This window comes from Bryocella elongata (assembly GCF_900108185.1).
GTDB classification, from domain to species: Bacteria; Acidobacteriota; Terriglobia; order Terriglobales; family Acidobacteriaceae; genus Granulicella; species Granulicella elongata.
The window spans coordinates 439,978-452,679 of record NZ_FNVA01000004.1; the positions used below are offsets into that span (position 1 = coordinate 439,978).

The window sequence follows — 12,702 nt, forward strand, 5'->3', positions numbered from 1 at the left end:
TGTTGTCGCCTGTAGCGGCTTTCTCCCAGGTCGCAGATTCTTTGCGCCCTGCTGTAGTTCCGGTAGGCGTGGCCGATCTTGGCTCCCTGCCGGCGGCGCAGTCCGTTACGCTGACGGTCCATCTTGCGCCCTCCGAGGCGCACGAGGCCGCGCTCGAGCAGTTCGTCTCCGACGTAGAGACGACCGGCTCGAGCTCCTGGCACCGGTGGGTGACACCGGCCCAGTTCGCTCAAAGCTATGGGCCTGACGCGAACGCCGTCGCTGCAGTGACGACGTTCGCCCAGGCCAATGGCCTGAGCGTCGGTCCGGTCTCGGCATCGGGGACTCGGGTAGCGCTGACTGGAACCGTGACGCAGGTTGAGGCGGCCTTTGCAGCCTCTCTGCATAGCTACGCCACCGGGTCAACGACCTACTACGCAAACAGCTCGGCGGTGAAGATTCCCGCGGCGCTGCGGGCGTATGCGATTACGATTGACGGATTCTCGAACGCTCCCAGTGCGTATCCGCTGACTTTGAGCGCGGATGGCGTGGCCTCGACCGCAAATGACGTGCTGGCAGCGTTGGCGACTGTCGTGGAAGCCAATACTGCGCGCGTGGTCACGCTGGATACGGCTGCCTGCGCCGAAGACTTCGATACACCGACCCGCTCGGCATTAGAGCTGGCGCTGCGCGAGGCAGTGGCGCAGGGCATCACGGTGCTGGCTGCGGCGGAATGCGGCACGCGCGGCGCTGCCGGGCTTCCGTCCATCTTCCCCGAGATCACCTCGGTGGCGCTCGGGGCTGGCCTGACGCCGACGACCAGCACCGATGCGCTCAGCGACTACGCCGGGCTTCGTCCCTCGTGGCAGGTCGCCACCGGACTTCCGTCGGATGCGCTGCGGCATGAGCCGGATGTGACGGCAAGCTCGCTCGCGGACTTCGCCTCAACGATGCAGACGATCCTCGCGCGTGAGCCTGCGAATCCTGACGGGACGGCTGCTCGGTTGGGCAATATTGCAGGAACGATGTACGCCTTGCGCATGACGCCCGGGCTCTACACGCAACCGGACGACGCGAGCAGCACCAACGGTGCTGTAAAGGTCAGCTCGGCGAGCGCAGCCGTCGTTCCAGCCTCATCGGCTGCCACCGCGACGGCGTCCGGCAAGTGGGAGGCTGCTACGGGGCTCGGCGTCGTGTCGATGGCTCAGCTGGCCAAGGTGTTTCCGGCTGGAGCCTCGTCGAACAACGTTCAGATCACGATCGACAATCCCGGCGCGGCCCATGGGCAGAACATCACCTTCACCGCCAACGTGACGAACACCTCGGGGAACAGCTCTCTGGCGACTCCGACGGGCACGATCAACTTCGCGCTGAACACGGGCGCGAGTGCAGGTTCGGGATCGCTGACGAACGGCACCTACAGCGTCACGACGAACCAGCTCGCAGCAGGCAACTATACGGTTGCCGCGCAATACTCCGGCGATGCGAACTACGCGCAGGCCGTTTCGGTGACGGATTCCTTCTCGGTCTCGGCGGAGGCCTCTAACGTGGGGGCGAGCGCCCCGGCTTCTACCGCGGTCGGGCAGATGATCGCCTTCACGGTCACGGACAGCTCTCCATCCGGCGTAGGGACGCCGAGCGGTACGGTCACCGTCATCCCGCAGTATCTTGCCAGCCCGCCGACCTATACCGGGACCCTGAGCGGCTCGGGCGGAACCGCAACCGCGACGGTCCAGGTGCCGGCGACACAGGCTGGTTATCTCGCCTTCAAGGTGAACTGCGTCAGCGCGGACCCGAGCTTTACCTGCTACAACCCGATCAATGTCTCGGCGAATGTGATCAAGGGGACTGCGACGATGACGCTCGCGGCGAGCCCCTCGAACCCGGCGGCGGGCACTTCGGTTACGTTTACCGCGACGGTCAGCGGTCCGGGCTCGCCGTATCCCACGCCGACGGGCAGCGTGACGGTGTATGACTACGCGACCGCGATCGGTACAGCCCAGCTGAACAGCAGTGGCGTGGCCACGATCACCGTCAGCAGCGTGACCGGCTCGTATCACAGCTTCTCCGCGAACTATGCGGGCGATGGCAACTACAACACCGCGAATGCCACCGCCGGCAGCACAACTGGTAGTACTGCGACCTCGACGGCGCTGAGTGTCAATCCGAATCCGCCCGTAGGCGGGAGCACCACGAACCTGACCGCGACGCTGACGTACACGAGCGGCAGCAGCGCTCCCACGGGCTCGATGAGCTTCTACGAGGATGGTGCTCTGCTCGGCACGGCAGCGCTTAGCGGGGCAACGGCGACCTACAGCTCCACTGCGATTAGCGGCACGACGACGCACACCTTCTACGCTGTGTACTCCGGCGATGCGAACTTCCAGACCAGTCAGTCACCGGTGATCACGACCTCTGCCTCTGGGTCTGGCGGCAATACCACCACCGGCACGCTGACGGTGAATCCGAATCCGCCCGTCGGCGGTAACACCACGACGCTGATCGATACGATCCACTACACGAGCCCTTCGGGAACCTCGACGACTCCTTCGGGGACCGTGACGTTCTACGAAGATGGCGTGTCGATCGGATCGAACGGGGTAAATGGCGGTTCGGCGACCTTTACCTCGACGACGATCAGCGGGAAGACGGCACATACGTTCAATGCGATCTATGCGGGGGACAACACCTTTAGTGGGAACACCTCGAACTCGGTGACGACGGCAGCCTCGACGGCTGGAACGAGTGTGAGCATCGCGGCGAATCCGACCGTGGTGGCGACGGGTTCGACGACGACCCTGACGGCGACGGTAAATTCGACGACCGGAGGCACCGCTCCGACGGGCACGGTGACCTTCTCTTCGTCCCTGCAGGGCACGCTGGGCACCGCGAACCTGGCCGGTAACACGGCCACGCTGACGCCGACCCTTACGGCAGCGGGCTCGCAGAGCATTACGGCGACCTATAACGGGGATGGAAACTACAACAGCCAGGCGAGCACCAGCCCGGTGACCGTCACGGTAGGGCCGGCAGCGGCAGTGACCATCGCCGTCGCTCCGACGACGGCCACCTATGGCCAGACTCTGACGCTCTCGGCCACGGCAACGGGTACCGCGACCTCGGGTACAGGCCCCAGCGGTACGGTGAACCTCACGCTATATGGAACGGCGACGGTCACTGCGTCGATTCAGCTCAGTCCGACCTCCAGCACCACGGCGACTGGCACAACGACGATCGTCGCTCCCTCCGTGGGCAGCTACAACATCCAGGCGACGTGCACGGGAACGACCTTCAACTGCAGCAACGTGCAGATCACGGCTGCCCAGCTGACGGTAGGCAAGGCTGCCACCACGACGGCGCTGACCTCGAATCCTACGAATCCGACCGCGGGGCAGTCGGTGACCTATACAGCGACCGTCGCCAGTTCGACGACAAGCTCGACAGCCACAGCGCCAACGGGCAACGTTACCTTCTCGAACGGAACCACCACGACCACTGTCACGCTCACGGGCAACGTCGCAACGTGGACGACGACCGCCGTCAGCGGCGCCACGGTGACGGCAACTTATAACGGCGATGGCAACTACTCGAGCAGTAATTCGACCGGCAGCACGGGAGGAACCACACCGGCCGCTCCACCGGTTGCTTCGACGACTGCACTGATCTCAAGCTCAACGAGCGGGCTGGCGGATACGCTGGTGCTCCTCACGGCCACGGTCACGGATGCGCCATCGACAGCGAATCCCACGCCGGGTGCTCCGATTGGCACCGTCACTTTCTATGACACCCGCAACGGCGTGACCGTATCGCTCGGAACAGTGACGGTGACGACGACCGGAAGCTACACGGCGACCGCACAGCTTAGCACCACGGGACTTGCTTCTGGCTCGCATTCGGTGACGGCAGTCTTTTCAGGTGGCACGAACACCACGGGTTCGACATCGAACGCGGTGACGATCGGATTTTCCGATTACACGCTGAGCTTCTCGCCGAGTTCGTTGACGCTGACGCGTGGCAAGAGCGGAAGCTCCACGTTGACGGTGACCGCGGTGAACGGCTTCAACGGCACCGTGGCGCTCGCCTGTGTGGCGCCTTCGGGCACGTCGACCACCTGCAGCTTCACGCCGACGGCGATCAGCGGATCGGGCATCTCGACGCTGGTTATCACGACGCAGCAGGGGGCAGAGCTTGGCGGAGGACTGCGAGCTCAGCTCGAAGGGCGCGCTGGCGGCATTGCCGCAGCGAGCCTGCTGCTTGGTTGCCTGCTTCCTGGAGTGCGGCGTCGCAGGCCCGCGCTGTTCCTCATCATCGTTGCGAGCCTGGCGATGTTCTCATCGACCGGTTGCACGACCCTCACTGGAGCAGCTAGCGGAGGCACTGGTCTCGGCAGCGGTACACCGACCGGCGCGTTGAGCTTCATCATCTCGACGACAGGTACCCAGGCCGGAGCTTCGACCAACCACGACACCACGTTCTCTGTGACGGTTCAGTAGGCTGAGAGCTATGGAGCTTCAAGCCTGCTGAGCCGTCGGCTCAGGCCGTAGGTTTGCGAATCGACCTGGGCCGCGCCGTGGTCTCGTTGGTGCTCTGTGTTGCGGATTGCGTGGAGGCCTGCGTCTGTGCAATGGCCAGCTGCATCAGCCAGTCCTGCGAACTGAATGCCGACCCGCCGCGTGGGGCACGCACGTAGCTGCCATCGGCCTTCAGGATGCGTGCCTTTACGTTGTCGCGCAGGTACGCTTCGAGGATCTCGTCACGCAGGCGGCGCTTGAGCTCAGGCTCAAGAACAGGGAAGACGACCTCGCAGCGCTCATACAGGTTGCGCGACATCCAGTCGGCGCTCCCTGCGTAGACCTCTTCCTCCCCGCCATTGGCAAACCAGAAGATGCGGCTGTGCTCCAGGAATCTTCCGATGATGGAACGCACCCGAATATGGTCGCTGAGCCCTGGGACACAGGCTCTGAGAGCACACATGCCACGCACGATGAGGTCGATCTCTACGCCCGCCTTTGAGGCGGCATAGAGAGCCTCGATCGTCTTGTTGTCGAGCAGAGCATTCATCTTCGCGATGATCCGCGCGGGCTTTCCTGCACGAGCGTGCCTGGCCTCGCGGTCGATCAGCGCGAGCACATCGTTGGCCAGCGTGATAGGAGAGACCAGCAGCGGCCGATAGCTCTTGCTGCCCGTGGCCCACTCCGCCGTGAGGTAACGGAAGACGTGCTGCACGGCGTCGGTGACTTCGGGACGGCAGGTCAGCAGGCTGATGTCCGTGTAGAAGCGCGAGGTGACCGGGTTGTAGTTGCCGGTACCCAGATGCGCATAGCTGCGAATGACGTTGTCGGGATCGCGCCGGACGACGAGTGAGAGCTTGCAGTGCGTCTTGAGGCCGAAGATTCCGTGGAAGACCTGCACCCCTGCATCTTCGAGCTCGCGCGCCCACCGGATGTTGGAAGCTTCATCGAAGCGAGCCATCAGTTCAACGACGACGGTGACGTCCTTGGTTGCTCCCGCTTCCTTCAATGCGCGGAAGATCGCTGAGTCCGCGCTCGTCCTGTACAACGTCTGCTTGATCGCAATGACTCGCGGATCCAGCGTGCCGCCTTCGATGAAGCTTTCGACGGTGTTGTAGCTGTCGAAGGGATGATGCAGCATGATGTCGCCCTGGCGAATGAGCGAGAAGATGTCCTTGCCTTCGGTGACCCGGATGCGGCGGCCGTGGAATTCGGGGAACTTCAGCTCCGGCTTCTGCACGGCACTATAGACAGCCATCAGGCGCGTGAAGTTGACGGGAGCGTCGATGTGGAAGACCTGCCAGGGATCGAGCTCGAAGTTGACGCGGAGGCGCTCGACGATCTCGTCGTTGGCGCTGGCCTCGATCTCGAGGCGCACGGCATCGCCCTTGCGGCGGTTGTGGAGCTCTTCACGAACGCTCTCAAGTACGCTGCGGCTCTCTTCCTCTTCGAGGTAGAGATTCGAGTTGCGTGTAACACGGAAGCTCGCACGGCTGACAATGCGATAGCCGCGGAACATGCCTTCAAGCTGTGCAGCGATGAGTTCATCGAGCAGCATGAAGTCGCGATGACCGTTGGTCGCCGGTAGAACCAGCAGTCCAGGCAGAGAACGGGGAATGGTGACGACGCCGAGCACATGCGGCGCCGGGCTACGGCCTTTACGCTTGTGCTGCAGCAGCAGAGCGAGCGTCATCGCCTTGTTGAGCACGCGGGGGAACGGGTGCGATGGGTCGATGGTGACGGGGGTCAGCATCGGATCGATCTCGTCATGGAAGAAGCGCGTGGCAAAGCGGCGTTGCGAGTCAGTGGCCTGCTTCCAGCTCACGATGCGGATGGAGGCTTCATCGAGCGCGGGAACGAGGACCTTGTTCCAGACGCGGCACTGCTCGTCATGAAAGCGATGCAGGATGTCGGCGAGCCGGACCAGCCTCTGTTGCGGCGTCAATCCATCTTCATCCGGCTTCTGCGGCAAGCCTTCGTCTTCTTCGATCTGCTGCAACTGGGCGGCAACGCGGATCTCGAGAAACTCATCGAGATTGCTTGCGGTGATCGCGAGGAACTTGATGCGCTCCAGCACCGGGTTCGCAGGGTCGCTTGCCTCCTCCAGCACGCGACGGTTGAAGAGCATCCAGCTCTCGTCGCGGTTGTAATAACGGCTTGCGTGCGGGACCGGCGCGTGGTGCGACTTCGCTGTGGCGACGGAGGCCGCGGCGGATTTTGCAGAGGCTGCCTTCGCGGCCACGTGCGTTGGAGCACGTCGCGCGCGCGTGGCAGGAGCGGCCGCTGATGTGCGCCTGGTCGCGGCCTTCTTCGCGGCGCTTGAAATCCTGACACCGCGAACTGCGGGTTGGGTTGCAGGTGTCTTGCCGGTGGCCGACTTCTTCGCGGCAGTTGCTTTCTCGTCCGTTGCCATGGATTACGAGAGTAAACGAGTCCGGCATCCGGGACATGAACATAAGGTCAAGCGTCGGGCCGGAAGTCCGAGCTGGCAGGCAGGTTATCGCTCGGACTCAGCAACAACCTGCCGGGCCGTCCTAGTTTGTTCCTGGCCGATACTTCGTGGTGTAGAAGGCGCCGAAGGTAAGCAGGAGTAGCCCCCACCAGAAGGTGGGGTGCAGGTGGATGAGCCATGGAAGAAGCAGTTCGTTGGCTGGCGGGTGGTGGGTGAGCCACTGCCAGGCGCCATAGGGCGTCAGCACGAGGCCGTAGAGCAGGGTGATCATACCGACGAAGAACCAGATGGATAAGGACTCGCCGCGTCCGGTGCCTTCTGCCATGTTCGAACCTCCGGGGTGGGGGAAGTGAGTAGAGATCAGTGAGTAGTGAGTAGAGAGCGAGCAGGGGCTGTGGTCTACTCTCTGCTCACTGTCCTCTACTCACTAGAAGAAGAGGATGTTGAGTCCCACGAAGACTGCGGCGACCACACCGGCCCAGAAGATCGGCTTCTGCAGCAGTCCCACCGAGCCGTCGTGCGGAATGATGGTCGCGCCATAGACCAGGCCGTTGAGCTCGGCGTCGGTCTTGGGTGTGGTCATGTAGCTTACGATGACGGTGACCGCAACGCAGATCAGCCAGCTCCACAGCGCGCGGAACATGTTCTCCGCCATCGGTTGTGCATCGGCCGATAAGGCCACCACAGACAGGGCATGAGCCTTGTGGGCTGCCGTGCCGGTGCTGGTGTAGAGGAACATGCCGATCGACGAAAGTGTGCCTGCGAGGAGGCCGTAGAAACCACCCCACTTTGTGGCTCGCTTCCACAGCATGCCCAGGATCACCGTGCCGAACAGCGGTGCGATGAAGAAGCTGAACAGCGCCTGCACGTAGTCCATGATCGATGCTGCGTTCATTACCAGGTACGCGGTGCCGATGGAGATCAGCATGCCGACCACCGTCGACACGCGGCCCATCAGCACATAGTGCTTGTCGTTGGCCTTCTTGTTCAGGTAGGCGCCGTAGATGTCGTAGGTCCACACCGTCGAGAACGCGCTCACGTTGCCGGCCATGCCGCTCATAAAACCAGCCACCAGAGCCGTGATACCCAGGCCCAGCAGCCCGGGACCGCAGTAGCGGATCAGCATCAGCGGAAGCACCTGGTCATAGCTGTGCAGCAGAGGGTTGCCCTTCGCCACCTCAGCAGGCACAAGGTGGAACATCGGATGGCCGTTCTGCATCAGGCCCAGACAGATGAGTCCGGGAAGAATGACGATCAGCGGAACCGCCATCTTGAAGGCCGCACCGATGACCGGTGCAAGCTTGGCCGAGCGAAGGTTGTTGGCCGACAGCACTCGCTGGACCACGAGGAAATCGGTGGTCCAGTAACCAAAGCTGATGATCGCGCCCAGCCCGAAGACGATGCCCACCCAGTTGATGCCCATCGGGTTGTCTTTGAAGTGACCGAGGGTGGACCACATGTGGGTGTAGCTGCTGTTGCCCACGTTGACCGCGATGTTGGCCTTGAGCTTGTCCCAGCCGCCGGCTTCAATCAGGCCAAGAATCGGGATCAGCGCCGCTCCTGCCCAGATGAGGATGAACTGCAGTACCTCGTTGATGATGGCCGAGCGCAATCCGCCCAGCATCACGTAGAGCGCAACCGTCGCGGCTCCCACCCAGATCGAAAACGTCATGTTCCAGCCGAGAACCGTCTGCATTACGACGGCCATGGCATACATGTTCACGCCGCTCATCAGGATGGTCATCAACCCGAAGCTGACTGCTGCCAGTCCGCGCGCGCCTTCACCAAAACGAAGCTGCAGATATCCCGGTACGGAGTGCGTCTTCGAGATGTAGTAGAAGGGCATCATCACGATGCCCAGAAACAGCATCGCCGGAATCGCTCCAATCCAGTACCAGTGCATCGCCAGAATGCCGTACTGATACGCGGATCCCGCCCAGCCCATCAGCTCCAGCGAACCCAGGTTCGCCGAGACGAAGCTCAATCCCGCAATCCACGCCGACATCTCGCGACCAGCAAGGAAAAACTCCTCGCTCGTGTTCGTCGTGCCCTTTACATAGAAGCCAATGAACACCACTACCGCGAAATACAAGACCAAAATCAAGATGTCGATCCCGGATAAACTCGTCAACTGTCCGGTCGAAACCACGGCGAGGGCCGCGAGAGGGTGCATGGAACCGCCTTTGTAATCGATTACTGGAGAGCGCACTTGATTTGAAAGAAAAACTTGGGCCCCAGCATACAGCATCAGCGGCGCGAGATGCATCGAATAGCGATAAGGCTGGATTCTAGCTCTTGTTTGCGACTCAATGTTTGGGGCCGCTGGGCAGGGACCAGCTTGCTTAAGGAGATCTCATGCGCACGTTTCATAAGACCTTGTCGGTTCTCGCTGCCGCAGTACTCGCGGTAGCCCTTCCCCTTGGCGCCCAGACAGCTGGCCAGGACATCAAGAATGCCGGCCACGATACCGCTGATGCCAGCAAGCAGGTGGCGCACAAGACCGCTCACGGAACCAAGAAGGTCTATCACAAGACCAAGCACGCGACGAAGGTTGCAGCCCACAAGACGGGTGAAGGCGTGGACACCGCAGCGCACGATACCAAGTACGGTACCGAAGTGGCAGCGAAGAAGACCGCAACCGGAACCCGCAACGTTGGTCGCCGCATCGAAGGCAAGCCGACCGTTCCGAACCATCCGGAAGACACGACCCCTCACTAGACCGCGGGGAGCATACGTAACGCAGCAAGGGCACCCTCGAGGGTGCCCTTGTTGCGTTACGGAACCAGAGGCCGATCAGGTCGTGTGGATCGCGAACTGCAGCGCTGGCGCGGGCCTGCGGATCAGGAGGTGCGAACACGCGACGATGAGGGCGGCCCATACGGCATCGGCCACAGCGAGATGCGCGACCTGCAGCCAGAGCGGAGCGAGCAGGACCACATCCATCGCGCCAAGCACAAGCTGGAGCGCCATGAGGGCGGCGAACCAGCGCGCCGGTGTGGTCCGGAGGCGAACCATGAACCAGAGCGCACATACAAACGCGATGACCGCGGCGGTGGGATGAATCCAGCGCATGCGAATCAGCAGTGGAGCCGTTGGCGAGAGGTCTGCCCGAAGTCCCTCGACGAATGAGGTCGAGGGAAAGAGCGTGTCGGCGAGGGCAGCGACGGAGCCAGCCGCTCCGGTGAGGATCGACGCGAGCACCGCGACCCAGGCGACGGTCCGCGTCTCCGGAGGTAGAGGCGTTCCATCCTCTTCGCGGTCGGCTGACCACCACCATGTGAGCGTAAGAGCTGCGAGCAGCAGCATCGTGTTCGTGAAGTGGATGCCCTGAACGAACACCCGCGCGTTCGAGGTGTTGTGCTCCACATATTGACCGAGGACCAGCACCGCCCCAAGCAGAGCTTCCACGAGCAGCAAAACGAGCGTCCAACCCATGGCGCGGCGCGCGGGATGGCCCTTGGGTCGAGAGAAGAACGTCCACAGCGCAAGAGTGATGACGAGCGTCGACAGGATCCCCGTCAGAGACCGGTGAGCAAACTCGATGATGGTCGCGACGCGGGGATGGTGCGGGATGATTTGCCCGTTGCAGAGCGGCCAGTGCTGACCGCAACCGGCGCCGGATCCCGTCGCCCGCACGACGGCGCCTTCGAGGATGACGACGACCATGAATCCCAGGACGAGCGCCGCATACTTCGACAGCCAGCGGCCCTCGCGCAGCCAGCTGATCGCGTTGCGGGATAGCCTCATACGCAGATTCTATGCCTTGCCACGATGCCGGCCGAGGTAGTCCGGTCAGTTACCGGCCAGTTGCCGCGCACGTTCCGTGGCCCGCTTTACGGCCTTGATGAGGGTCACGCGGACACCACCTTCTTCGAGCTCGAGGATGCCGTCGACGGTGCAGCCTGCGGGGGTGGTGACCTCGTCTTTGAGCAGCGCAGGATGCGACCCGGTCTCAAGCACCATCTTTGCGGCGCCGTAGGCGGTCTGCGCAGCGAGCTGTGTGGCGATATCGCGTGGCAGGCCCACGTTGACACCGGCCTCGGCGAGGGCCTCGAGGATGATGTAGATAAACGCAGGACCTGAGCCGGAGAGACCAGTGACCGCGTCCATGTGCTTTTCGTCGACGACCACCGCGCGGCCGACGGTGGCGAAGATGCGCTGAGCGAGGTCGAGCTGCTCGAGCGTGGCATTGCGGCCGCGGCACAGCGCGGTCATTCCAGCCCCAACGGCGGAGGGTGTATTGGGCATGGCCCGGATCACGGAAAGAGATGCAGGGAGCGCAGCTTCCTCGATGGCGCGGGTGCCGACGCTGGCGGCGAAGCTGATGAGGAGCTTCTTGTCGGAGAGGACAGGTGAGATCTCGCGGACGAGGTCGGCGACCTGCGCTGGCTTAACGCCAATGAGGATCACATCGGCTTCGCGCGCCGCTTCGAGATTATTCGTGGTCGCACGAATACCCAGGCGCGAGGCGAGGGCCGTGGCACGGGCTTCGTGGGCGACGGTCGCCGTGACCTGATCGGAGTTGAAGAGGCCACTCCGGAGGAAGGCCTCCAGGAGGATGCCGCCCATCTTGCCGGTACCGAGAATCGCTACGCGTAGTCCTGTATTCGCTGCCTGCTGACTGCTTGCACTCATGCCTGCAAGGCTATCAAAGGACAGGAGTGGTACGAGACCTGAGACGGGATCTCGTCACCGCTGTTCTTTGTCGTTCCTTGTTATCCCGCGAGAGGGAGCTTGAAGTCCCCGTTTCCTGCGGCCTGTGCGGCATCGAGCATGCGATACAGCGTGGACCGGCTGATGCCGAGGATCTCGGCTGCCCGAAGCTTGTTGCCGTTGCAGCCGAAGAGCACGGACCGGATGTGCTCCTGGATCACGGTCTCGAGTTTGACCATTCGTGGCTCATTGACGGTCCGCGCGGTCGACTCTTCGGTCTGTTCCACGGCGGATTCCAGGTCGGAGCCAGTCAGCGGGTCGCCCTGTGAGCGGCGGATTAGCGCTTCCAGCACGCTGGTCATCTGCTCGAGGTTGCCGGGCCAGGAGAAGTGCGACGCTGCGGAGAGGAACTCGGCAGTCAGCGGGGGCGCGGTCTTTCCGAGTGCCTGCGCCCGGCGTTGCAGCACATGGCTGACTAGGAGCGGGATATCCTCAGCCCGCTCACGCAGAGCCGGCAGAGCGATGCGCAGCGCTGCCAGGGAGCTCGCGAGCTCGGACGAGAAGATGCCGGTGCTTACCGCGGGACGCAGCCCGTGACGAGCAAAGGCCACGACGCGAACGGACTGCGGCCCGCGATGCCGCAACAGCCGCAGCAGGCTGCTTTGCGCGCTTCGCGAGAGACTCTCGATGTCAGAGAGGAAGAGAGTTCCCTCAGGAGGCGGAGCGGCAAAGGACTTCTGGCTCAGGTACTGCTCGCTGTCCTGCGAACTCAGGGTAAGGAACGGACGCCAGGTAGCTGGCGACAGGTCGTGCAGTGCCCGGGCTACGGCCTCGGCTCCCGTGCCACGCTCGCCGGTAAGGAGCGCGGTACGGAAATGAGGAGCTACCCTGCGGATCTGGGCCCAAAGGTGCGCCGCGCCAGCGCTGGGACCTACCAGCAGTTGGAGCGCGTCAGAGGCGGAGTGCCCAATGGGGGTAGGGGAAACCGCGGGTTGGAAGTTCGCCGTCGACATACAGCAGGTCTATCGGCAGGGGGGACGGGGTGTTTCATCTTTGATATATATGCGCGCAGACGCAGAAAACACCACATAGACCCATTATCGAACT

The 12,702-nt window shown here is 62.9% G+C and carries 8 protein-coding genes; 2 read left to right on the forward strand and 6 right to left on the reverse strand.

Annotation, left to right across the window (positions count from 1 at the left end; genetic code table 11):
* The first annotated feature begins 41 nt into the window (after window positions 1-41).
* Complete coding sequence (locus C4S68_RS13770; protein WP_160115150.1) at window positions 42-4,472, forward strand: Ig-like domain repeat protein; 4,431 nt, start codon at window positions 42-44, stop codon at window positions 4,470-4,472.
* Between the two features lie 40 nt (window positions 4,473-4,512).
* Here C4S68_RS13770 and ppk1 read toward each other — a convergent pair whose 3' ends face one another.
* The 3 genes from ppk1 to C4S68_RS13785 form a co-directional block, all read right to left on the reverse strand.
* Window positions 4,513-6,903 (reverse strand): polyphosphate kinase 1, encoded by a 2,391-nt coding sequence (gene ppk1 / locus C4S68_RS13775; RefSeq protein WP_103933648.1) that lies wholly within the window; start codon window positions 6,901-6,903, stop codon window positions 4,513-4,515.
* A gap of 121 nt (window positions 6,904-7,024) precedes the next feature.
* Complete coding sequence (locus tag C4S68_RS13780) at window positions 7,025-7,267, reverse strand: hypothetical protein (protein ID WP_103933649.1); 243 nt, start codon at window positions 7,265-7,267, stop codon at window positions 7,025-7,027.
* 102 nt (window positions 7,268-7,369) lie between these two features.
* Window positions 7,370-9,115: a sodium:solute symporter family protein gene (locus C4S68_RS13785; protein ID WP_103933650.1), complete on the reverse strand. Its 1,746-nt coding sequence runs from the start codon at window positions 9,113-9,115 to the stop codon at window positions 7,370-7,372.
* A 182-nt stretch (window positions 9,116-9,297) separates the two neighbouring features.
* Between C4S68_RS13785 and C4S68_RS13790 the strand changes: the two genes are divergently transcribed.
* Window positions 9,298-9,660, forward strand: coding sequence for a hypothetical protein (locus tag C4S68_RS13790; RefSeq protein WP_103933651.1), 363 nt, complete (start codon window positions 9,298-9,300; stop codon window positions 9,658-9,660).
* A gap of 75 nt (window positions 9,661-9,735) precedes the next feature.
* On the opposite strand, the gene C4S68_RS13795 is transcribed toward C4S68_RS13790, so the two are convergent.
* From C4S68_RS13795 to C4S68_RS13805, 3 genes are all read right to left on the reverse strand, one after another.
* Window positions 9,736-10,689, reverse strand: coding sequence for a COX15/CtaA family protein (locus tag C4S68_RS13795; RefSeq protein ID WP_103933652.1), 954 nt, complete (start codon window positions 10,687-10,689; stop codon window positions 9,736-9,738).
* A 45-nt stretch (window positions 10,690-10,734) separates the two neighbouring features.
* Entirely contained in the window at window positions 10,735-11,577 is an 843-nt protein-coding gene (gene proC / locus C4S68_RS13800) for a pyrroline-5-carboxylate reductase (RefSeq protein ID WP_103933653.1), read from the reverse strand.
* A gap of 80 nt (window positions 11,578-11,657) precedes the next feature.
* On the reverse strand, window positions 11,658-12,608 hold the full coding sequence (locus C4S68_RS13805) for a sigma-54-dependent transcriptional regulator (protein ID WP_103933654.1): 951 nt from the start codon (window positions 12,606-12,608) through the stop codon (window positions 11,658-11,660).
* Between the last annotated feature and the right edge of the window lie 94 nt (window positions 12,609-12,702).

Bases quoted from the DNA above. Each gene is read 5' to 3' on its own strand.
- ppk1 (WP_103933648.1), bottom strand. From the start codon at position 6,903: ATGGCAACGGACGAGAAAGCAACTGCCGCGAAGAAGTCGGCCACCGGC.
- C4S68_RS13780 (WP_103933649.1), bottom strand. From the start codon at position 7,267: ATGGCAGAAGGCACCGGACGCGGCGAGTCCTTATCCATCTGGTTCTTC.
- C4S68_RS13785 (WP_103933650.1), bottom strand. From the start codon at position 9,115: ATGCACCCTCTCGCGGCCCTCGCCGTGGTTTCGACCGGACAGTTGACG.
- C4S68_RS13790 (WP_103933651.1), top strand. From the start codon at position 9,298: ATGCGCACGTTTCATAAGACCTTGTCGGTTCTCGCTGCCGCAGTACTC.
- C4S68_RS13795 (WP_103933652.1), bottom strand. From the start codon at position 10,689: ATGAGGCTATCCCGCAACGCGATCAGCTGGCTGCGCGAGGGCCGCTGG.
- proC (WP_103933653.1), bottom strand. From the start codon at position 11,577: ATGAGTGCAAGCAGTCAGCAGGCAGCGAATACAGGACTACGCGTAGCG.
- C4S68_RS13805 (WP_103933654.1), bottom strand. From the start codon at position 12,608: ATGTCGACGGCGAACTTCCAACCCGCGGTTTCCCCTACCCCCATTGGG.